This is a genomic window from Streptomyces sp. NPDC001904, assembly GCF_040297005.1.
In the GTDB taxonomy this organism is placed as follows: Bacteria; Actinomycetota; Actinomycetes; order Streptomycetales; family Streptomycetaceae; genus Streptomyces.
Map to the genome: position 1 here is coordinate 1 of NZ_JBEOYI010000054.1, position 21,853 is coordinate 21,853.

15 protein-coding genes are annotated in these 21,853 nt (G+C 71.7%); 7 read left to right on the plus strand and 8 right to left on the minus strand.

From position 1 onward, the window contains the following. Positions 1-119 precede the first annotated feature (119 nt). The 5 genes from ABT127_RS38650 to ABT127_RS38670 all read right to left on the minus strand — a co-directional run bounded on the left by ABT127_RS38650 (position 120) and on the right by ABT127_RS38670 (position 5,087). Positions 120-1,286, minus strand: a complete 1,167-nt coding sequence (locus tag ABT127_RS38650; protein WP_351461107.1) for a putative hexosyltransferase — start codon at positions 1,284-1,286, stop codon at positions 120-122. 103 nt (positions 1,287-1,389) lie between these two features. Beyond that, positions 1,390-2,037, minus strand: coding sequence for a response regulator (locus ABT127_RS38655; protein WP_351461070.1), 648 nt, complete (start codon positions 2,035-2,037; stop codon positions 1,390-1,392). Continuing rightward, positions 2,027-3,322, minus strand: coding sequence for a sensor histidine kinase (locus ABT127_RS38660; RefSeq protein WP_351461073.1), 1,296 nt, complete (start codon positions 3,320-3,322; stop codon positions 2,027-2,029). The genes ABT127_RS38655 and ABT127_RS38660 overlap by 11 nt, the downstream gene beginning before the upstream one ends. A gap of 44 nt (positions 3,323-3,366) precedes the next feature. After that, positions 3,367-4,140, minus strand: a complete 774-nt coding sequence (locus tag ABT127_RS38665) for an ABC transporter permease (RefSeq protein WP_351461075.1) — start codon at positions 4,138-4,140, stop codon at positions 3,367-3,369. Then, a complete protein-coding gene (locus ABT127_RS38670; RefSeq protein ID WP_351461077.1) occupies positions 4,137-5,087 on the minus strand; it encodes an ABC transporter ATP-binding protein in 951 nt (316 codons plus the stop codon). The genes ABT127_RS38665 and ABT127_RS38670 overlap by 4 nt, the downstream gene beginning before the upstream one ends. A 164-nt stretch (positions 5,088-5,251) precedes the next feature. On the opposite strand from ABT127_RS38670, the gene ABT127_RS38675 reads away from it, so the two are divergent. The 4 genes from ABT127_RS38675 (at position 5,252) to ABT127_RS38690 (ending at position 13,382) form a co-directional block, all read left to right on the plus strand. Next, on the plus strand, positions 5,252-7,111 hold the full coding sequence (locus tag ABT127_RS38675) for an ABC transporter ATP-binding protein (protein WP_351461079.1): 1,860 nt from the start codon (positions 5,252-5,254) through the stop codon (positions 7,109-7,111). Then, entirely contained in the window at positions 7,108-8,985 is a 1,878-nt protein-coding gene (locus tag ABT127_RS38680) for an ABC transporter ATP-binding protein (RefSeq protein WP_351461082.1), read from the plus strand. The genes ABT127_RS38675 and ABT127_RS38680 overlap by 4 nt, the downstream gene beginning before the upstream one ends. 531 nt (positions 8,986-9,516) lie before the next feature. Continuing rightward, a complete protein-coding gene (locus ABT127_RS38685; protein WP_351461085.1) occupies positions 9,517-11,589 on the plus strand; it encodes a M4 family metallopeptidase in 2,073 nt (690 codons plus the stop codon). Positions 11,590-11,816: 227 nt separating this feature from the next. Further along, a complete protein-coding gene (locus tag ABT127_RS38690; protein ID WP_351461088.1) occupies positions 11,817-13,382 on the plus strand; it encodes a M4 family metallopeptidase in 1,566 nt (521 codons plus the stop codon). 59 nt (positions 13,383-13,441) lie between these two features. Here the strand turns inward: ABT127_RS38690 and glgP are convergent, their stop codons facing one another. The 3 genes from glgP to ABT127_RS38705 form a co-directional block, all read right to left on the minus strand. Continuing rightward, positions 13,442-16,063 (minus strand): alpha-glucan family phosphorylase, encoded by a 2,622-nt coding sequence (glgP, locus tag ABT127_RS38695; protein ID WP_351461090.1) that lies wholly within the window; start codon positions 16,061-16,063, stop codon positions 13,442-13,444. Positions 16,064-16,210: 147 nt separating this feature from the next. Continuing rightward, on the minus strand, positions 16,211-16,792 hold the full coding sequence (locus ABT127_RS38700; RefSeq protein WP_351461094.1) for a hypothetical protein: 582 nt from the start codon (positions 16,790-16,792) through the stop codon (positions 16,211-16,213). Between the two features lie 147 nt (positions 16,793-16,939). Next, a complete protein-coding gene (locus ABT127_RS38705; RefSeq protein WP_351461097.1) occupies positions 16,940-17,491 on the minus strand; it encodes a maltokinase N-terminal cap-like domain-containing protein in 552 nt (183 codons plus the stop codon). 194 nt (positions 17,492-17,685) lie between these two features. Here ABT127_RS38705 and ABT127_RS38710 point away from each other — a divergent pair, with 194 nt between their 5' ends. The 3 genes from ABT127_RS38710 to ABT127_RS38720 form a co-directional block, all read left to right on the plus strand. Beyond that, positions 17,686-18,903: a S8 family peptidase gene (locus ABT127_RS38710; protein ID WP_502971854.1), complete on the plus strand. Its 1,218-nt coding sequence runs from the start codon at positions 17,686-17,688 to the stop codon at positions 18,901-18,903. A gap of 196 nt (positions 18,904-19,099) precedes the next feature. Then, complete coding sequence (locus ABT127_RS38715) at positions 19,100-21,607, plus strand: maltotransferase domain-containing protein (RefSeq protein WP_351461102.1); 2,508 nt, start codon at positions 19,100-19,102, stop codon at positions 21,605-21,607. A 37-nt stretch (positions 21,608-21,644) separates the two neighbouring features. Continuing rightward, on the plus strand, positions 21,645-21,853 hold a 209-nt coding region (locus ABT127_RS38720), incomplete at its 3' end, for an alpha-amylase family glycosyl hydrolase (RefSeq protein WP_351461105.1).

Below are 21,853 nucleotides of genomic sequence, written 5' to 3' on the forward strand. Positions count from 1 at the left end.
GAGGGCGTCGACGCGGAGCGTCGGCAACCGACGACAACGCCGCAGGTCGGCGTGCCAGACCCCGCGCCCGCGACAAGATCCGCCGGACAGGCCCTGGACCGGACCCGCACCCGGCCGGGTCAGAGCGGCTGCCGGGCCAGCACCACCAGATAGGCCCCGTACCAGAGGGACACCGCGCCCAGCGCCGTCGCCACCGCGATGACCTGGGCCCGGCGCGCCCACCAGCCGCGGACCATGGCCCGCGCCATCGGGATCAGCAGCGGGAACGCGGGCAGCAGGAAGCGCGGCTTGGAGCCGAAGGGGCCGGAGGCGAACACCACCAGGGCCACCAGCGCGCCCGTGTACACCAGGAGCGCCGGCGGCGGGCGGTCCAGGCACAGCAGGGCGAAGAGCAGCAGCGCCGCCGCGACGATCACCAGGGCCAGCGGGTAACCGGCCTTGCCGCCGTCCAGGAACAGCGCGCGCAGGAAGCGCAGTCCCTGCACGCCGAAGTCGACCCGCGAGTTCCAGGCGGCCTGCACGGTGAAGTAGCCGTGCAGCAGGTCCCCGGTGCGTGCGCCGACCCACAGCACGTAGCCGAGCCAGCCCGCGGGTGCCAGCAGCGCCCCCGCCCACACGGTGGCGGGGATCCGCCCCCGGTGGCGTACGGCCTCGTGGACGGCCACGGCCAGGACGGCCGCGGCGATCGCGAAACCGCTCGGCCGGGTCAGGCCCGCGAGCGCGGACAGCAGGCCCGCGAGCAGCACGCGGGAGGTGAGCGCCGCGTAGAGGGACCAGGCGGCGAGCGCGCAGAACAGCGGCTCGGTGTAGGCGAGGGTGAGGACGACCGAGTGCGGCAGCATCGCCCAGAGCGCGACGGTGACGGTGGCGACGGCGACCCCGTGGATCCGGTGGACGACGGCGTACACGCCGTAGGCCGCCACGAGCGCCGCGCTCCACGCGATCAGCAGCGCCGCCTGGCCGGTCGACAGCGGCAGCACCGTGGAGACGGCTCTGATCAGCGCCGGGTACAGCGGGAAGAACGCCCGGTCGGTCTGGATCAGCCCTGCCGCCGATTCCCTCCAGTGGTGGTCGTATCCGTACCGGGCGATGCTCAAGTACCACTTGGAGTCCCAGGAATGCGTCAGCGTCCTGGCCGGCGAGCGCCCCACGAGGCGGTCGAGGAGGACGACGAGGACGAGGCCCGTGAGGCGGACGGCGGCGAACACGGCGAGGGCGCGCAGCACACCCGCGGGCCGCGGCCGCGGGGCCGGGACGTCGTCGCGGCGCGCGGTGGCGGAGGACATACCCACGGCGGTCAGCGTGTCGCCGCCGGGCGCGGCGGAACAACGGGGAATCCGGCTGTGTCGGGAGAAGGCCGGTAAGAGCCGCCGCGCCGGAGGAGACCGCCTAGCCGAGGATCTTGCGGTCGTAGGCCACCGCGACCGCCGCCGCGCGGTCCTTGACGCCCAACTTGGCGTAGATGTGGGTGAGATGGGTCTTGACGGTGGCCTCGCTGATGAACAGCTCGCGCGCGATCTCCTTGTTCGAGGTGCCCCGGGCGACCAGCACCAGGACCTCGCGCTCGCGGGCGGAGAGGGTCTCGTCGGCGGGGGCCGCGGGCGTGCGGACCGCGGTGACCAGGCGGGAGGCGACCGCCGGGGAGAGCACCGTGCGGCCCTCGGCGGCCGCGCGCACCGCCGCGAAGAGCTCCTCGCGCGGGGCGTCCTTCAGCAGGTAGCCGGTGGCGCCCGCCTCGATCGCGGGCAGGGTGTCGGAGTCCGTGTCGTACGTGGTCAGCACCAGGACGCGGGCGCGGGCGCCGCGCCGGGCCAGCTCCCGGATGGCGTCGACACCGCCGCCGCCCGGCATCCGCAGGTCCATCAGCACGACGTCCGGGTCGAGTTCGGCGACGCGGGCGACCGCCTCCACCCCGTTCGCCGCCTCGCCCAGGACCGTGAAGCCGGGGGCGGACTCGAACATGCCGCGGACGCCGTCGCGGACGACCGGGTGGTCGTCGACGATCAGGAGGGTGATGGCGCTGCTGTCACTGGTCATGGGGCACCAAAGGTACGCGAGCGGAGATCGCCGTGCCGCTCCCCGGCTCGGACTCGATCGTGACGTCGCCCGTGAGGCGTTCGGCGCGGGCCCGCATCCCGTCGAGGCCGAAGCCCGCGCTGCCGGTTCTGGCGGGCAGGGCGATCGGGTCGAAGCCGCAGCCGTCGTCGCGCACGTCGAGGGTGACCTCGCCCGCCATGAAGGAGAGGGTGACGCCGACGCGGGTGGCGCGGGCGTGCCGGGCGGCGTTCGACAGGGCCTCCTCGGTGATCCGGAGCAGGGTGGCCTCGATCTCGTCGTGCAGCGGCTGGGCGGTGCCGGTGAGGGTGAACTCGGCGCGCACGCCGGTGCGTCCGCCCCAGTCTGCGACCGTCTTCTTCAGGGCCTCGGGCAGGCTGGCGTCGGCGAGCGCGGCGGGCGAGAGGTTGTGCACGGAGCGGCGGGCCTCGCCGAGGCTGTGCCGGGCGAGGGCGTCGGCCCGGTCCAGGTGCTCGCGGGCGGTCTCCAGGGTGGGGGCGTTCTTGACGACCTGGAGCTGGGCGATGATGCCGGTCAGACCCTGCGCGATGGTGTCGTGGATCTCGGCGGCCAGCCGGCGGCGCTCGTCGGCGACGCCCGCCTCACGGGCCTGGACGAGGAGCTGGGAGTGCAGGTGGGCGTTCTCGTCCAGGGCCGCCTGGAGGGCCGCGTTGGTCTCCGCCAGCTCGTGGATCGTGCGGACCTGGACGCGGGCGCGTTCCTGCTCCTTCTCCTGGAGGTGCCCGGTGATGACGACGAAGGCCGTGTTGGCGACGACGAGCGCGCCGAACACGGCCCAGCCGAGCGGGCTGTCGGGCCACAGCCCGCCGGACTGGGAGCCCGCCACGATGACGACCGAGGCGAGGATGGCGGGCCGCTGCTGCCAGCGCGGCAGCATCCGGTCGGCGTCGTAGTAGCCGACGGCGGCGAAGAACGCGAAGAACGGGTTGATCAGGGTGACGACGAACGCGATCGCCCACCGCGCCCAGTAGAAGAGCGCGCTCGCGGCCGACACCCGCATCGGGTCCGGCTCCGTCGCGGTCCACCACAGCTGGAGCAGGAGCGCCAGGGCGGCGAGGCTTGCGGCGACGTACCAGTCGGTGCGGCTCATGCCGATCACCTCGGACGTGGCGGCCAGCAGGACGACGGCGATGGCCAGCAGCACGTACGCGCCGTAGCGGTGCACGACGCGCCAGGGGCTCTCGGCGGTGGCGACGGCGTCGGCGAGCTCGGCGGCCGTGCGGTCGCGTGCGGGTCCTTGGGGCATGCCGTCAGTGTGCCGGGTGGGCCTGGTCGCGCCGTGCGTCATGGTCACTCCCAGCGGAACCAGCGGGCGGCGGCGCCGGACAGGCCGGCGGCCCACACGGCGAGGACCAGCAGGTGGGACCAGCCGGGCCGGTCCCCCGCCATCGACTGGTTCAGGGCCTGGGCGGCGGCGCCGAACGGGGTCAGCTCGACGATGTGCGCCAGCGCGTCCGGCATCGCCTGGACCGGCACCCACACGCCCGCGCAGAACATCGCCGGGAAGAAGACGACGGTGCCGATCGCGTTGGAGATCTTCGTCGTACGGGCCCGGGAGGCGATCAGCGCGCCCAGGGCGAGGGCGACGACGACGGAGAGGACGAGGGCGAGGAGGTAGCCGGGGATCTCGCGGGGCAGGGCGACGCCGAAGGCTGCGCGTCCTACGGTGAGGCAGAGCGCGACGCCGACGAGGACGGCCACGCCGTGGATCCCCATCTGGGCGCTGAGCAGCGCGGACGGCCGGACCGGCGTCGTCGACATCCGGCGCAGGATGCCCCGCTCGCGGTAGCCGGTGATGATCGGCGGCATGGACTGGATGCCGCCCGCGATCATGGCGAGCAGCACGGTGACGGGCACGTACGCGTCGACGAGCCGGATGCCGCCGAGCCCGGCGTCGGCCTCCCGGAAGGAGGGGATCGAGCCGAGGATCACCAGCAGGACGACGGGGAACAGCAGAATGCCGATGAGGCTGCCGGCCTCGCGCCGGAAGAGGGTGAACTCGGCCTTGAGGACAGCCTTGTTGGCCCCGGCTGTGGCTGCGGTGGGTGCGGTGGCGGTGCTCATGACTGGCCGACTCCCGTCGTGAGGTCCGTGGTCAGGTCGAGGAACGCGTCGTCGAGGGTGGCGTCGGTGACGCGGAGCTGGTGCGCCGTGATGTGCCGCCGGGCCAGCAGGCTGATCAGTGCGTTGACGGTCTCGTCGCCGCCGGTGAGGGTGATCCGGCCGTCGCGGTGCTCGTGGGAGGCGAGGCCGGGCAGCGCGCCGAGCGCGGCCTCGTCGAGCGGCGCCGACGGGGTGAAGGAGATGACCGTGGCGCCCGCGGCCTGCCGGATCAGTCCGGCCGGGGTGTCGAGCGCGGCGACCCGCCCCTTGTCGATGACGGCGATGCGGTCGCAGAGCCGTTGCGCCTCCTCCATGAAGTGGGTGACGAGCAGCACCGTGACGCCGCTGTCCCGGACGTCCTCGATCAGCGACCAGGTGTCGCGGCGGGCGCGCGGGTCGAGGCCGGTGGTCAGCTCGTCGAGGACGACGATGCGCGGGTTGCCGACGAGCGCGAGGGCGATGAACAGCCGCTGCTTCTGGCCGCCGCTGAGCTTCGCGAACCGGGTGCCGAGTTTTTCGGTCAGCCGCAGCCGCTCGGCCAGTGGCCGCCAGTCGAGGGGGTCGGGGTAGATCGCCGAGTACAGCTCCAGGGCCTCCCGCACGGTGAGCTTGGGCTGGATCTCGCTCTCCTGGAGCTGGGCGCCCAGGATGCGGGTGACGGCGGCGTGGTCGCGGGCCGGGTCGAGCCCGGCGACACGGATCCGCCCCGCGTCGGGGGCGCGCAGCCCTTCGACGCACTCGACGGTGGTGGTCTTCCCGGCCCCGTTGGGCCCGAGGATCCCGAAGATCTCCCCTTCGGCGACGCTGAAGGACACCCCGTCCACGACGGTCCGGCCCCCGTACGCCTTGTGCAGGCCGCTCACCTCGATGAGCGGTCCCCCGGCTGTGGCCCTGCTCGCTGCTGTCATGGGTCCAGCGTCGCGGGACGGGGGCGGTCCCCGCATCGGCCAACGCGCTCGAAGGGGCATCAGCCGATCGGTTGACCGCCGGGTACGACCCCCGGCGCGCGCGGCGCCGGAGCGGGCCGAAACTCGGTGGGCCTTGTCAGTGGTGAACCGTAGTCTCACCTCTGATGACGACTGAAGATGCACCGACCACGGATCTTGACCGGAGCGGCCCGCCGTCCGAACCGCCCGCGCCCGGGCGGGAGTCGGCCGTGCGCACGCTGGCGCGGCTGTGGCCGTACGTACGGCCCGTGCGGGCGCGCTGGGCGGGGGCCGCCGTGGTCGCCGTGCTCGCGTCGTGTCTCGGCCTGGTGTTCCCGCTCGTGCTGAAGTGGATCGTCGACGGGCCGGTGACCGACCGGGACCCGTCCGGCGTGTGGCTCGGTGCCGGGGTGCTGCTCGTGCTCGGTGTCGTGGAGGCGCTGCTGTTCGGGCTGCGGCGCTGGCTGGTGGCGCGGCCGCTCGCCGGGGTCGAGGCGGGGATGCGGGCCGATCTGTACCGGCACCTGCAGCGGATGCCGGTGGCGTTCCACGACAAGTGGGCCTCCGGGCAGCTGCTGTCGCGCGCCACCACCGACCTCATGGTCGTGCGGATGTTCCTCGCCTTCCCGCTGACGTTCCTGATCGTCAACGCGGTCACCATCGTGGCGGGCCTGGCCGTCCTGGTGGTGCAGGACTGGGGGCTCGGGCTGGTGCTGCTGGCGCCCGCGGTGCCGCTGATGGCGGTCTGCTACCGGTTCGAGCACGGGTACGCGGAGGCGTCCCGGCGGGCGCAGGACCAGGTCGGCGATCTGACCACGGTCGTCGAGGAGTCGGTGCTCGGGATCCGGATCATCAAGGGGTTCGGCCGCCACCGCAGCCAGGCGCGCGCGTTCCGTGAGCTGTCGCAGACCGTGCGGGGCACCGAGCTGACCAAGGCGCGGCTGCTCGCCGGGATCCTCGGCGTGATCACCCTGCTGCCGGAGCTGGCGCTCGGCGCCGCCCTGGTGCTCGGCACGGTGCGGGTCGCGGACGGCGACCTGTCGGCGGGGACGCTGGTGGCGTTCCTGTCGACGGCGCTGGCGCTGCGCTGGCCCATCGAGTCCATCGGGTTCCTGCTCGCGATGAGCCAGGAGGCGGCGACCGCGACCCGGCGCTACTTCGAAGTGATGGACGAGCAGGAGGAGGACCCGCACGTCCACGAACAGCGCACGCGGGTGGACGCGCAGGGCGGCGACAGGAGCGGACTGCGCTTCGACGGCGTCGAGTTCCGCTACCCGGACGCGGCCCCCGGCTCGGTGCCGACGCTGGCCCGGATCGATCTGCACATCCGCTCCGGCGAGACGATGGCGCTGGTCGGCGCGACCGGCAGCGGCAAGACCACGCTGACCGCGCTGGTGCCGCGGCTGTACGACGTCACGGCCGGGCGGATCACGCTGGACGGGCGGGACGTGACATCGATGCCGCGTGAGGAGCTGCGCACGCTGGTGTCGGTGGCGTTCGAGGAGCCGACGCTGTTCTCGGCGTCCGTCGCGGCGAACGTGCTGATGGGCGCCCCGGACGCGACGGAGGACGACGTGGAGCGGGCGCTCGGTGTCGCCCAGGCCGACTTCGTGCGGCGGCTGCCCGAGGGGGCGGCCACCGAGGTCGGCGAGCAGGGCCTGAGCCTGTCCGGCGGGCAGCGGCAGCGGCTGGCGCTGGCCCGCACCGTCGTGGGCGGGCCCCGGTTCCTGGTGCTGGACGACCCGTTGTCCGCGCTGGACGTGCACACGGAGGCCGCGGTGGAGGCGGCGTTGCGGCGCGTCCTCGCGGACAGCACGGCCCTGGTGGTCGCGCACCGGCCGTCGACGGTGCTGCTCGCGGACCGGGTGGCGCTGCTGTCGGAGGGCCGGATCACGGCGGTCGGCACGCACCAGGAGCTGCTGCGGAGCAGCGCCGAGTACCGGCACCTGATGTCGGGGGACGACGAACACGACGCCGCCGAGGCGGGAGAGGCGGCACACGCATGACGACGACGGCACAGGTGACCACGGGAGCGCCGGCCCCCGACGAGGGCGTACCGGACGAGGACGTGCGGCCGGGCGCCGCCGGTGACCCGTACGACCAGGACGATCTGCCCACGCCGAAGGGCGCGACGGGCACGCTGCTGCGCTCGCTGCTCGCGCCGCACCGGCGGACGGCCTGGCTGACGGTGCTCGCCCTGCTGCTCCAGCAGGGCGCCGTGCAGTCGGGGCCGCTGATCGTGGCGTACGCGATCGACAGCGCGGTGCCGGCGTTCCGCGACCACTCCTACGGGCCGCTGATCGCGGTCGGCGTCGCCTTCCTGCTGACGGCGTGCGTGTCGGCGGCGTTTCAGTACGTGTACATCCGGCTGTCGGCCCGCGTCAGTCAGAACGTGCTGGTGGAGCTGCGCGGCCGGATCTTCCGGCACGCGCAGGCGCTCAGCGTCGACTTCCACGACCGGTACACGTCGGGCCGGGTCATCTCGCGGGCGACGACGGACGTGGAGTCGCTGCGGGAACTGCTGAGCGAGGGCCTCCAGGAACTCGTCAACGTCGTCCTGGCGTCGGTGTACATCACGGTGAGCCTGCTCTGGCTGGATCTCGGCATAGGGGCAGTGGCCGCGGCGTCGTTCGTGCCGCTGTACGTGCTGATCCGCGCGTACCGGCGGCGGGCCGCGAAGGCGTACGGGGAGCGGTCCTCCGCGATCGCGACGGTCATCGTGAAGTTCGTGGAGACGATGAACGGGATCCGGCCGGTGCGGGCGTTCCGCCGCGAGGCCGCGAACGACGCGCACTTCGCCGAGCTGAACCACCGCCACGAGCGGGCCAACGGCACCGCGCTGCTGGAGATGGCGCGGTACGTCGTCGGCTCCCGCCTCATCGCGAACACGGCGGTGGCGGGGATGGTGCTGTGGGGCGCCTACCGGGTGGCCGGCGGCACGCTCGAACTGGGCGTGCTGGCCGCCGCGGTGCTGTTCATCCGGCGCCTGTACGACCCCATCGACCGGCTCGCGATGTTCCTCAACTCGTACGAGAGCGCCGCCGCGTCGCTGAAGAAGATCGCGGGGCTGCTTGCGCAGACGCCGTCGGTGCCGGAGCCGCAGGCGCCGCGCGAGCTGCCCGCGGCGACCGGCGGGCAGCCGGGCCGCGAGGTCGTCTTCGACGACGTGTCGTTCGGCTACCGGACGGGCGGCGAGGTGCTGCCGCACTTCGGTCTGGCGCTCCCCGCCGGGCAGACGGTGGCCGTCGTCGGATCGACGGGCGCGGGCAAGTCGACGCTGGCGAAGCTGCTCTCGCGCTTCTACGACCCCTCGCACGGGCGGGTCCTGCTGGACGGCGTCGACCTGCGCGAGCTGTCCACCGCCGAGCTGCGGCGGGGCGTGGTGATGGTGACGCAGGAGGCGTTCCTGTTCTCCGGGACCGTCGCCGAGAACATCGCGATCGGCCGGCCCGAGGCGAGCCGGGAGGAGATCGAGCGGGCCGCGAAGGCGATCGGCGCGCACGAGTTCATCGTCGCGCTGCCCGACGGGTACGACACCGACGTGCGCAAGCGCGGCGGGCGGATCTCGGCGGGGCAGCGTCAGTTGGTGGCGTTCGCGCGGGCGCTGCTGGCGGACCCGGCGGTGCTGATCCTCGACGAGGCGACGAGCTCCCTGGACGTTCCCGGGGAGCGGGCGGTGCAGCGCGCGATGCGGACCGTGCTGCACGGCCGGACGGCCGTGGTCATCGCGCACCGGTTGTCCACGGTGGAGATCGCCGACCGGGTGCTGGTGATGGAGCACGGCCGGATCGTGGAGGACGGATCGCCGGCCGAACTCATCGGCGGCAGCGGGGTCTTCGCCGGTCTGCACCGGGCCTGGCGGGAGTCGCTGGCGGGCTGAACGGCCCGCCGGAATTTCCGCCGGGTTCGCCTCCCAGACGAAAAGCAGCCACGGCCCGGATCCGGACGCCGGACGGGCCCGTCGCCGGGAACCGGCGGTGTGCTCGCCGCGAACGCGAAGCGGAACGGCGCCTTCGGACGGCCGTCGCCCCCGGCGGGGCGGCGGCCGGCGCCGTGGACCTCAGCGGTGATGGCCCGGGGCGGGCGCGACGGCACGCCGCGGGACAGGTACGTTCCGCAAATTCACCCTCTTTTCATCCCCACCACGCTCTCCGTATAGCGGACGGCCTCACCCGCCCACCGAACCAAATCCGGCCAACCTCTTGATGCGCTCCTGACAGTCGGCGCTTGCTGGTGCCACTCTTCCCATCGGCCGCCGCACAACTGCTTCACAGCATCCGGGCGTTCCGGCCGCTTCACCTGCTCCATGCGCTCCACCCGCACCGCCTGCACTGCGTTCTGCCCGGACGGCCACCCGCCGCCCGAACCCCACTGGCCGCGCAATCCGCGGCCACGCAGAAGGAGTTCAGCGTTGAGAAGCTCTTCCACCTCCCACAGACGCCGCGCCACCGCGGCAGCCGCCGCCGGAGCCGTCGCCGCGCTGCTCGCCGTAGCCGTCCAGTCCGGACCGGCCTCCGCCGACGCGACCCAGAGCACCGCGTCGGCCGCCGCCGGCATCACGGCGAACGTCGCCCGCGGCGCCGACCCCGGCGCGCTGCCCGCGAAGCTCTCCCCCGCCAAGCGGGCCGAGCTGCTGCGCGAGGCGAACGCCGGCAAGGCCGCCACCGCGAAGGACCTGGGACTCGGCAGCTCCGAGAAGCTCGTCGTGCGTGACGTGCTCCAGGACAAGGACGGGACGACGCACACCCGTTACGAGCGCACCTACGCCGGGCTGCCTGTCCTCGGCGGTGACCTCATCGTCGACACCGCCAAGTCCGGTGCCGAGAAGAGCGTGACGAAGGCGTCGAAGGCCCAGCTCAAGGGCGTGGACACGACGGCGGACGTGAAGGCGTCCACCGCCGAGGCGCAGGCCCTCACCCTCGCGAAGGCCGACGGTTCGAAGAAGACCGAGGCCGACAAGGCGCCGCGCAAGGTGGTCTGGCTCGGCCAGGGAGCGAAGAAGGGGCAGCCCACCCTCGCGTACGAGACCGTGGTCGGCGGGCTCCAGGAGGACGGCACCCCGAACGCCCTCCACGTGATCACCGACGCCACCACCGGCAAGAAGCTGCACGAGTGGCAGGCGATCGAGACGGGCACGGGCAACACCCAGTACAGCGGCACCGTGACCCTCGGCACCTCGCAGTCGGGCTCGAACTACACCCTCAACGACAGCGCCCGCGGCAGCCACAAGACGTACAACCTGAACCGCGGCACGTCCGGCACCGGCACCCTCTACTCGGGCAGCGACGACGTGTGGGGCAACGGCGCCGCGTCCAACACCGAGACGGCCGCCGCCGACGCGCACTACGGTGCCGCACTGACCTGGGACTACTACAAGAACGTCCAGGGCAGGACGGGCATCCGCGGTGACGGCGTCGGCGCGTACAGCCGGGTCCACTACGGCAACGCGTACGTCAACGCGTTCTGGGACGACAGCTGCTTCTGCATGACCTACGGCGACGGCAGCGGCAACACCAAGCCGCTCACCTCCATCGACGTGGCCGCGCACGAGATGACGCACGGCGTCACCTCCAACACCGCGGGCCTCAACTACTCCGGCGAGTCCGGCGGCCTGAACGAGGCGACCTCCGACATCTTCGCGGCGGCCGTCGAGTTCTACGCGAACAACTCCAACGACCTGGGCGACTACCTGGTCGGCGAGAAGATCAACATCAACGGCAACGGCACGCCGCTGCGCTACATGGACAAGCCGAGCAAGGACGGCGCGTCCAAGGACTCGTGGTACTCGGGCATCGGCTCGGTCGACGTGCACTACTCGTCGGGCCCGGCGAACCACTTCTTCTACCTGCTCAGCGAGGGCAGCGGCACCAAGACGGTCAACGGCGTCACCTACGACTCCCCGACCAGCGACGGCCTTCCGGTCACCGGCATCGGCCGCGACAAGGCGGCGCTGATCTGGTTCAAGGCGCTGACCACCAAGTTCACCTCGACGACCAACTACGCGGGTGCGCGCACCGGCGCGCTGGCCGCGGCCGGTGAGCTGTACGGGACGACCTCGGCCGAGTACAAGGCGGTCCAGGACGCGTTCGCCGCGATCAACGTGGGCGCGCGCTCCGGCGGCGGTACGCCCGGCGGCAAGACGTTCACCAACGACGCCGACGTGGCCGTCCCCGACTACCCGGGTGCCGCGGTCACCTCGTCCGTGACCGTCTCCGGCATCACGGGCAAGGCGCCGACGAACCTCTCGGTGGGCGTGGACATCGTGCACACCTGGAGCGGTGACCTCCAGGTCGACCTGATCGGCCCGAGCGGGAAGGCCTACCGGCTGCACTCGTCGGTCTACGACCCGACCCCCAACATTCAGGCCACCTACACGGTCAACGCCTCGACGGAGACCGCCAACGGCGTCTGGAAGCTGAAGGTCCAGGACCTCGGCGCACAGGACACGGGCTACATCAACAGCTTCAAGCTGACGTTCCCGTAGGCACCGCCGTACCAGCTGGGCGCGTCGCACCGGAGGTTCAACTCCCCGGTGCGGCGCGCCTGTTCATGTGGTGTTCGCAATCCGTACGTCAGTTATCGCTCAACGGACGAATTCCGGCCAACCTGCTATCGCGTACATGACACGTGCAGTACTCAACTGTCAGAGTCATCCCCGCACGACCCGCACGGCAAAGCTCATCCCCCCACTTCACTCGAGGAGCTTTCTTCGTGACTCCCCACATATCCCGTCGCACCACTCTGTCCATCGCCACGGCCGTCGCCGCCGGCGCGCTCATCGCCGGGACGTTCACCGCCACCGGCGCCGCCGCCCAGACCTCCGCCCCCGGAGCCACCCCACTGGCTCTCAGCGCGAACGCCCGGGCGGACCTGATCAAGGACGCGAGCGCGCAGACCGCCGACACGGCGAAGGAGCTGAAGCTCGGCTCCAAGGAGAAGCTGGTCGTCCGTGACGTGGTCAAGGACCGCGACGGCACCACGCACACCCGCTACGAGCGCACCTACGACGGCCTCCCGGTCCTCGGCGGCGACCTGGTCGTCCACGAGTCGAAGTCCGGCAAGCGCGAGGGCGTGACCAGGGCGACGTCGAAGTCGATCGAGGTCTCGACCGGCGGCGCCTCCCTCTCGGCGGCCCCGTCCGGCGCCCGCAAGATCGTCTGGGCGGCGACCGGCACGCCCAGACTCGCCTACGAGAAGGTCGTGAAGTCCACCAAGAAGGACGGCACGCCGAGCCGGCTGCACGTGGTCACGGACGCCGCGACCGGCAAGAAGATCACCCAGTTCGACGAGATCAAGACCGGCACCGGCGAGTCCGAGTACAGCGGCAGCGTCGAGATCGGCACGACCCAGTCGGGTTCGTCGTACGCGCTGACCGACGGCACCCGCGGCGGCCACTCCACGTACGACCTGAAGAACGGCTCGTCCGGCAAGGGCACGCTGTTCACCGACGCCGACGACAAGTGGGGCGACGGCACGGTCAACGACCCCGCGACCGCCGGTGTCGACGCCGCCTACGGCGCCCAGGAGACCTGGGACTTCTACAAGGAGGTCTTCGGCCGCAGCGGGATCAACGGCGACGGCAAGGGCGCCTACTCCCGCGTCCACTACGGCAACGCGTACGTCAACGCGTTCTGGGACGACAGCTGCTTCTGCATGACGTACGGCGACGGCGAGGGCAACAAGAACCCGCTCACCGCCCTCGACGTGGCCGCGCACGAGATGAGCCACGGCGTCACGGCGGCGACCGCGGGCCTGATCTACTCCGGCGAGTCCGGCGGCCTGAACGAGGCGACGTCCGACATCTTCGGCACCTCGGTGGAGTTCTACGCGAACAACAGCGAGGACGTCGGCGACTACCTCATCGGCGAGAAGATCGACATCAACGGCGACGGCTCCCCGCTGCGCTACATGGACAAGCCCAGCAAGGACGGCGCCTCGCTCGACGCGTGGAAGACCGGCGCGGGCAACGTCGACGTCCACTACTCCTCGGGCATCGCCAACCACTTCTTCTACCTGCTCAGTGAGGGCAGCGGCAAGAAGACGATCAACGGCGTCGACTACGACTCCCCGACCTCCGACGGCTCGACGGTCACCGGCATCGGCCGCGACAAGGCCGAGCAGATCTGGTTCAAGGCCCTGACGACGTACTTCACGTCGAGCACCAACTACGCGGCGGCCCGCACCGGCACGCTGAGCGCGGCCAAGGACCTGTACGGGGCGGACTCCGCCGAGTACAAGGCCGTGGACGCCGCCTGGGCGGGTGTGAACGTCAAGTAAGGCTCCGGAAAACGCGGTTGAGGGGCGGCACCGGAAGGTGCCGCCCCTCACTCGTGCCCTCAGCGCATCAGCACGCCCGCCCCCTCGCCCAGCGCCTCCGACGGCACCGTCACCAGGCCCGTCTCCGCCGGTGAGGCGAGGAGGTGGTGGACCGGGAGGATGCGGACCGTGTAGCCGTAGGGGCCGGTGCGGTCGAGGGAGAGGGGCCCCTCGTAGGACCAGCGGCCGTCGTCGTCCGGTCCCGCCACCGGCTTCAGCGAGGCGGTCGCCGCCTCCGCGATGCTGTCCTCGGCGTCGACCCGGCCGGCGACCACCTGCACCTCGACGTCGTCGGGGCCGAGATCGCCGAGGGCGACGCGGACGTGGAGCGCGAGGGTGGCGCCCAGTTCGGCCGAGGCCGCCGACGCCTCCACGTGGTCGACGGCGACGTGCGGCCAGGCGGCGCGGACCCGGGACTTCCAGGCGGCCAGCTCCCGGGCGGCGTCCGGGGTGAGCGCCCGGTCGGCGCGGGCGGCGGGCGCGTACAGCTTCTCGACGTACTCGCGGACCATGCGGCCCGCCAGCACCTTCGGGCCGAGGTGGGTGAGGGTCTGGCGGACCATCTCGATCCAGCGGTCGGGCAGGTCCTCGGGGCCGCGTTCGTAGAAGCGGGGCGTCACCCGCTTCTCCAGGAGTTCGTAGAGGGCGTTCGCCTCCAGCTCGTCGCGGCGGTGCTCGTCGGTGGCGGTGCCGTCGGCGGTGGGGATGGCCCAGCCGAAGTCCGGCTCGAACCACTCGTCCCACCAGCCGTCCAGGACCGAGAGGTTGAGACAGCCGTTCAGCGCCGCCTTCATCCCGGACGTGCCGCACGCCTCCAGCGGCCTGAGCGGGTTGTTCAGCCAGATGTCGCAGCCGGGGTAGAGCTTCTGCGCCATCGCCATGCCGTAGTCGGGCAGGAACACGATGCGGTGCCGCACGCGCGGGTCGTCGGTGAACCGGACCAGTTCCTGGACCAGGCGCTTGCCGCCGTCGTCCGCCGGATGCGCCTTGCCCGCGACGACGATCTGCACGGGGCGCTCCTCGTCGAGGAGCAGCCGCATCAGCCGGTCCGGGTCGCGCAGCATCAGGGTGAGCCGCTTGTACGAGGGGACGCGGCGCGCGAACCCGATGGTGAGGACGTCCGGGTCGAGGACGCCGTCGATCCAGCCGAGTTCGGCCGATCCCGCGCCGCGCTGCCGCCAGGACGCGGCGAGCCGCGCGCGCACCTCGTCCACCAGCTGGGACCGCAGCGACCTGCGCAGCTCCCAGATGTCCCGGTCCGCGATGTCGCCGACGGCGTCCCAGCGGTCGGAGCCGCCGACCGACAGGGCGTCCTCGGTGCGCCGCTCGCCGATCCGGCGGGCGCCGAGCCGGAACACCTCGGGGGCGACCCAGGTCGGGGCGTGCACCCCGTTCGTCACCGAGGTGATGGGGACCTCCTCCGGGTCGAACCCCGGCCACAGCCCCGAGAACATCTCCCGGCTGACGGAGCCGTGCAGCGTCGAGACGCCGTTCGCGCGCTGGGCGAGCCTGAGGCCCATCACGGCCATGTTGAAGACGTTCGGGTCGCCGCCCGGATAGGTCTCCATGCCGAGGCCGAGAATGCGTTCCACGTCGAGCGCGGGGAGTTCGGCCCCGTCGCCGAAGTGCCGGGCGACCAGCTCGCGGTCGAAGCGGTCGATGCCGGCCGGGACCGGGGTGTGCGTGGTGAAGACGGTGCCGGCCCGCACCGCCTCGGTCGCGGCGTCGAAGTCGAGCCCCTGACCGCCGAGTTCGGCGATGCGCTCCAGGCCGAGGAAGCCAGCGTGGCCCTCGTTGGTGTGGAAGACCTCGGGCGGCGCGTGCCCGGTCAGCCGGCAGTACGTGCGCACCGCGCGCACCCCGCCGATGCCGAGCAGCATCTCCTGGAGGAGCCGGTGCTCGCTGCCGCCGCCGTAGAGCCGGTCGGTCACCTCGCGTTCGTGGACGTCGTTCTGCTCGACGTCGGAGTCCAGCAGAAGCAGCGGTACGCGCCCCACCCGGGCCTGCCAGATCCGTGCCAGCAGACTGCGCCCGCCGGGCAGGGCCAGGCTGATGTGCGCGGGGGTGCCGTCGGGCTCGCACAGCAGGGACAGCGGCAGTTCGTTGGGGTCGGCGACCGGATACGTCTCCTGCTGCCAGCCGTCCCGGGACAGGGACTGCCGGAAGTAGCCGTGCCGGTAGAGGAGTCCGACGCCGACGAGCGGGACGCCGAGATCGCTCGCGGCCTTGAGATGGTCACCGGCGAGGATGCCGAGACCGCCCGAGTACTGCGGCAGCGCGGCGGTGACGCCGAACTCGGGTGAGAAGTAGGCGATGCAGGACGGCAGCCGCTCCGGGCCGCCGCTCTGGCTCTGGTACCAGCGGTCGTCGTGGAGATAGCCGCGCAGATCGTCGGCGACCTCGCTCAGCCGCGCCAGGAAGGCTTCGTCGGCGGCGAGTGCGGCGAGCCGGGAGGGCGGCACGTCACCGAGCAGCCGCATCGGGTCGCCGTCGGACGCGGCCCATCGCTCCGGGTCGACCAGGGCGAACAGGTCGCGCGTTCCCGGATGCCAGGACCAGCGCAGATTGCGTGCCAACTCGTGCAAGGGGGCGAGGGGTTCGGGCAGAACCGGACGTACGGTGAATCGACGGATGGCCTTCACGTGATCACCTCGAGAAGTACGCAGGGACACAGCGGGCCGGGCCGGCACAGCACTGTCCGGCCCGAGCCTCTGACGGTAGTGCGCATCCCCGTCCGCTAGCCACGGCGCACGGCGGGGCGCCCGGATTCCGCCGTCCCCCGCCGCCCCCTAGGCGACGGCCCCGCCCGTGCCGCGGGCCCCGCCGAGGTAGTCGGTCAGGCGTGCGTCGTCGTAGACCGTGATATCGACCCCGGCGCCCTCGGGGATGTCGAAGTCCTTGGTCATGCGGTCGACGGCGGCGGCGGTGGCGGGGGCCGTGTAGGTGCCGAGGTCGTGGGTGGTCCGGCCCCGGGTGTACGTGATGTGGACGTAGAAGGTGTCGTGGTCGTTCTTCGTGTCGTACACCCGGAGCTTCTCGTCCTTCGGGTGGAACTCGACCTTGCCGACGAACGAACTCCCCCGCGTCAGCTCCAGCTTGACCGCGTAGCCGCCCGGATCCCGCGCGAAGGAGGTGTTGCCGTACGGGTCGGTGAGCGCGCCGCCGCTGCACGGGCAGGAGCCCGTGTCCCGGTAGACGGCGGCGACCTCGGGGTTGGGGCTGTAGGCCTGGGCGGGCGCGCCGCCGGCGTCCAGCGCGCCGGCCGTCGTCAGGAAGGCGGCCGCGGCGAGGGCGGCCCGCCGTCGCCATCCGCCTCCGGGCCGCGTCGGGCGCCCTGCGTCGCGTGCGGTCATGTCCGTCCGTGCTGGCATCGGTGAACTCATCCCTGCTTCTCCCCCACTCGGCGTGACGTCATGTCACCAGTGGTCAGCTGTCGGTGACGAGGCCACGATGTCAGACACCGCGGCCGCGCCGGTGCCCGACATCCCGTCCGGGCGGTCCGCCGGCGGGGGCTCCGGTCAGTCGGCGCGCACGACGGCGAAGACGCCGCGCACCCGGTTGCCGCCCGGCGACTCCCATTCGGCGGTGACTCCGCTCGGGGTGGTGGAGCCGGGCTCCAGTACGCGCACGATCTCCGGCCGCCCGTCGCCGGGGACGGCGTGCACGGTCGGGTCGAGGGCGCCGTCGACGCTCTGCGCGTGCGCGGGCACGTCCCCCCTGATCAGCGCGGCCAACTCCCCGACGAGCAGCGGGTCCTGCGCCCCGTCGTACACCCAGCGCTCGCCGAGCACCCCGTGCACGAGGGTCCCGATCAGCGCACCGTCCGCGTCCGGCAGCGGCGCGCCCCGGTAGGTCATCGGCACGTGGTACGTCACCGGCTCCGGCCCCGAGGTGTCGGTCGCCGCGACGAACTCCAGGCCGACCTCACCGGCCGGGTCGTCGAGCCGGAAGCCGCCGGCCCTGGCCAGTTCGGGGGTGCCCGCGCCCCGGTACCAGGACTGCTTCGGCAGCCAGCCGGCGAGCAGTTCGAGCTTGGTGGGCGTGATGGTGGTGCGGTGAATGATGGACATGGGGTCATCCTGCCGCAGACGGTTCGCGCGGGCCCGGTAGGCCGGAATTCGCCGCAACCCTTCCGGCCGCACCCACCCCGCCACGGGCGATATGGCCGATTCCGCCCCCTCGTACAACCTTGTGGTGCTTCACACCGCACGAGAGGCTGCCAACTGGCGTGATTGCACGCCGAGTTGAGGAGGGGAACTCGCACATGGCAGTGACCGTGCCAGGGACGCGGAAGCGAAGGCTGTGCGGAGCCGGGGGACTCACCGCACTCATGGCAGTCGCGGCGCTTTCGGCCATCGCGCTGCCCGCCCGGGCCGCCCCCGCGCAGGGACGGATCGAGGGCGCCGGAGAACCCGGCGCCGTGGCGGACAGCTACATCGTGACACTGAAGGGGGGAACCAGCGCTCCGTCCACGGCAGGCAAGGGCCTTGCCACGAAATACGGGGCGAAAATACGCCACACCTACAGCAACGCGCTCAACGGGTACGCGGTGCGGACCGACGAGGCACGGGCCAGGCGGCTGGCGGCCGATCCGGCGGTGGCGTCCGTCGTGCAGGACACCACCGTCACCTACGACCACACCCAGAAGAACCCGCCCTCATGGGGCCTGGACCGGGTCGACCAGAGCGAACTGCCGCTCGACAAGTCCTACACCTGGCCGAAATCGGCGGGCGCGGGCGTGACCGTGTACGTGATCGACACCGGCCTCCGCACGACGCACGAGGACTTCGGCGGACGGGCCGCGTCCGGCTGGGACTTCGTCGACAACGACGCGGTCGCCCAGGACGAGAACGGGCACGGAACGCACGTGGCCGGAACCATCGCGGGCACCGAGTACGGGGTCGCGAAGAAGGCTAACCTGGTCGCCGTGCGCGTTCTCGACGACGCCGGATCCGGGACGACGGCCCAGGTCATCGCCGGTATCGACTGGGTGACCAAGCATGCGAGGAAGCCGGCCGTCGCCAACCTCAGCCTCGGCGGCTACGCCAACGCCCAGCTCGACCGGGCGGTCCGCAACTCCATCGCCTCGGGCGTCACGTACACGGTCGCGGCGGGCAACGACGGACTGCCCGCGAGCCTGTACTCCCCCGCCCGGGTGAAGGAGGCGATCACGGTCGGTGCGACGGATCGGAAAGACGCGCGTGCGAGTTTCTCGAACTGGGGTACTCGAGTAGACCTGTTCGCGCCCGGCGTCGACATCACGTCCGCGTCGTACGCGAGCGACACAGGGAAAGCCACCTACTCCGGTACGTCCATGGCGTCTCCGCACGCCGCGGGCGCCGCCGCGCTGTATCTCGCCGATCATGCGTGGGCGACCCCCGCGGAGGTGAGCAAGGCGCTCGTCGAGCGGGCCGTGTCGGGCCGGGTGACCGGCGCCGGACCCGGTTCACCGAACAAGCTGTTGCAGGTCGACAACCCTTAGGCGGAAGGTGAGTTCATGGACCGGTCCCGTCGCCCACGGCGGGACCGGTGTTGTGTGTGCCCGTACGCGCGAGTAGTTAACAAAGCACCGGATTGCCCGCCCATCGGCCGTGGAAGGCTCCTCCGGTACCCCGATCGGCCCTCTGACTCGAAGTGCGCCTCCGCAACCCCCGAATCCTCCGCGGACAGGAGCGGTCATGCCCCCAAAGCGCCCGTCCCCCCAGCCGAACGCCGATCAGCCGGCGCCTGAACAGCAGGAACCGGCTCAGCGAACTCCCGAACCACAGGTCCCGGCTCAGAAGCAGCCCGCGCAGAAGAAGCCCGCCAAGAAGGAGCCCGCACGAACGAAGGCACCCGAGAAGAAACCCGCCCAGAAGAAGACAGCCGCGAAGAAGGCCCCCCAGAAGAAGGCCGTCGCGAAGAAGGCCGTCACGAAGACCACCCCCGCAAAGACAACCGCCGCGAAGAAGGCCGTCACGAAGACGACTGCCGCGAAGACAACCGCCGCAAGGACAGCGGCCGCGAAGAAGGCCGTCGCGAAGACCTCGGCCACGCAGAAGATCGTCGCGAAGAGGACCGCACCGGCAGAGCCCCCGGCCTCCGCTCCCACCCCCGAACAGCCGGCCCTGGCGGCCCTGGCCGCCCTGGTGGCCCCCGCGGCGGAGCAGCCGGCCCCGCCGGCCCCGCCCTCGGCAGGCCCGGCCCCGGCCCCGGCCCCGGCCCCCGTGCAGGTCACCACGGGCCGCATCCCCATCCGTGACGTCGGCCCGCTGATCGCCGGCGGCGCCCGGCCCGCCAAGTCCGTGGTGGGAGAAACCTTTCGGGTGACGGCCACCGTGTTCCGCGAGGGGCACGACGCGGTCGCCGCCAATGTCGTGCTGCGCGGCCCGGACGGCCAGGAGGGACCCTGGGCGCCGATGCGGGAGCTGGCCCCGGGCACCGACCGCTGGGGCGCCGAGGTCAGCGCCGACACGACGGGCTCCTGGACCTTCCGTGTCGAGGCGTGGGGCGACCCCGTGACGACCTGGCGGCACGCGGCCCGGATCAAGGTCCCGGCGGGGATCGACACCGAACTCGTACTGGAGGAGGGCGCGTTGCTGTACGAGCGGGCCGTCTCCGGTGTCCCCGAGCCACGACGCGCGCCCGTCCTGGCGGCCGTCGCCGCGCTGCGCGACACCACCCGCCCGGCCGCGACCCGCCTGGCCGCCGCCCTCACCCCGGACGTCGACGAGGTCCTGGCCCGCCATCCCCTGCGCGAACTGCTGACCAGCAGCGCGGAGTTGCCACTGCTGGTGGAGCGGGAGCGGGCGCTGTACGGCTCCTGGTACGAGTTCTTCCCGCGCTCGGAGGGCGCGGTCGTCGAGCCCGGGAAACCACCCGTGAGCGGGACCTTCGCCACGGCTGCGGAGCGACTGCCGGCCATCGCGGAGATGGGCTTCGACGTCGTCTACCTGCCGCCCGTCCACCCCATCGGCACCACCTTCCGCAAGGGACCGGACAACTCCCTCTCCCCGGGACCGCACGATGTCGGCGTCCCCTGGGCGATCGGTTCGCCCGAGGGCGGTCACGACGCGATCCACCCGGACCTCGGCACCCTGGACGACTTCGACCGGTTCGTCGCACAGGCAAGGGAGCTGGACCTGGAGGTCGCGCTCGACTTCGCCCTCCAGTGCTCCCCCGACCACCCCTGGGTGGAGAAGTACCCGGAGTGGTTCCACCACCGGCCCGACGGCACGATCGCGTACGCCGAGAACCCGCCGAAGAAGTACCAGGACATCTATCCCATCGCGTTCGACGCGGATCTGCCGGGTCTGATCGCGGAGACGACCCGGGTGCTGCGGCACTGGATGGCGCACGGAGTGCGCATCTTCCGGGTCGACAATCCGCACACGAAACCGGTCGCCTTCTGGGAGGCGGTCATCGCGGACATCAACCGCGACGATCCCGATGTCATCTTTCTGGCGGAGGCGTTCACCCGCCCGGCGATGATGCGGACGCTCGCCGAGATCGGCTTCCAGCAGTCGTACACGTACTTCACCTGGCGCAATTCGAAGCAAGAACTGACCGAGTACATCGAGGAGTTGGCGGGGGAGAAAGCCGCCTGCATGCGGCCGAACTTCTTTGCGAACACGCCGGACATCCTCCATGAGTTTCTCCAGCACGGCGGCCGTCCGGCGTTCGAACTGCGTGCGGTGCTCGCCGCGACGCTGTCCCCGGCCTGGGGTGTCTACAGCGGATACGAGCTGTGCGAAAACACTCCGCTGCGCCCCGGCAGCGAGGAGTATCTGCATTCCGAGAAGTACCAACTACGGCCGAGGGACTGGGAGTCCGCGGCGCGTGAAGGACGGACGATCGCTCCGCTGCTGACCGCGCTCAACGACATCCGGCGCCGCAGCCCGGCACTTCGGCAGCTGCGGGACGTGCACTTCCACCACGCCGACAAGGACGCGGTCCTCGTGTACTCCAAACGCAGCGGTTCGAACACGGTTCTGGTCGTCGTGAACCTCGACCCGCACCACACCCAGGAGGCGACGGTCTCGTTGGACATGCCACACCTGGGGCTCGGCTGGCACGAGCCCCTGGCGGTGCGCGACGAGCTCACCGGAGACAGCTATCACTGGGGCAGGACGAACTACGTGCGCCTCGAGCCGGGCCGTTCACCCGCGCACATCCTCAGCGTCCTGCGACCGTCCACGCCGCGATGAATTCTCTGGAAGAGAAATTCGGAGGGTCACCCACACCATGATCATGAATGAGCCCGTACCGGACACCTTCGAGGACACTCCCCAGAAGGACCGGGACCCGGATTGGTTCAAGCGTGCCGTCTTCTACGAGGTCCTGGTCCGTTCCTTCCAGGACAGCAACGGTGACGGCGTCGGCGACCTCAAGGGCATCACGGCGAAGCTGGACTATCTCCAGTGGCTGGGGGTGGACTGCCTCTGGCTGCCCCC

Bases quoted from the DNA above. Each gene is read 5' to 3' on its own strand.
- ABT127_RS38650 (WP_351461107.1), bottom strand. From the start codon at position 1,286: ATGTCCTCCGCCACCGCGCGCCGCGACGACGTCCCGGCCCCGCGGCCG.
- ABT127_RS38655 (WP_351461070.1), bottom strand. From the start codon at position 2,037: ATGACCAGTGACAGCAGCGCCATCACCCTCCTGATCGTCGACGACCAC.
- ABT127_RS38660 (WP_351461073.1), bottom strand. From the start codon at position 3,322: ATGCCCCAAGGACCCGCACGCGACCGCACGGCCGCCGAGCTCGCCGAC.
- ABT127_RS38665 (WP_351461075.1), bottom strand. From the start codon at position 4,140: ATGAGCACCGCCACCGCACCCACCGCAGCCACAGCCGGGGCCAACAAG.
- ABT127_RS38670 (WP_351461077.1), bottom strand. From the start codon at position 5,087: ATGACAGCAGCGAGCAGGGCCACAGCCGGGGGACCGCTCATCGAGGTG.
- ABT127_RS38675 (WP_351461079.1), top strand. From the start codon at position 5,252: ATGACGACTGAAGATGCACCGACCACGGATCTTGACCGGAGCGGCCCG.
- ABT127_RS38680 (WP_351461082.1), top strand. From the start codon at position 7,108: ATGACGACGACGGCACAGGTGACCACGGGAGCGCCGGCCCCCGACGAG.
- ABT127_RS38700 (WP_351461094.1), bottom strand. From the start codon at position 16,792: ATGCCAGCACGGACGGACATGACCGCACGCGACGCAGGGCGCCCGACG.
- ABT127_RS38705 (WP_351461097.1), bottom strand. From the start codon at position 17,491: ATGTCCATCATTCACCGCACCACCATCACGCCCACCAAGCTCGAACTG.
- ABT127_RS38710 (WP_502971854.1), top strand. From the start codon at position 17,686: ATGGCAGTGACCGTGCCAGGGACGCGGAAGCGAAGGCTGTGCGGAGCC.
- ABT127_RS38715 (WP_351461102.1), top strand. From the start codon at position 19,100: ATGCCCCCAAAGCGCCCGTCCCCCCAGCCGAACGCCGATCAGCCGGCG.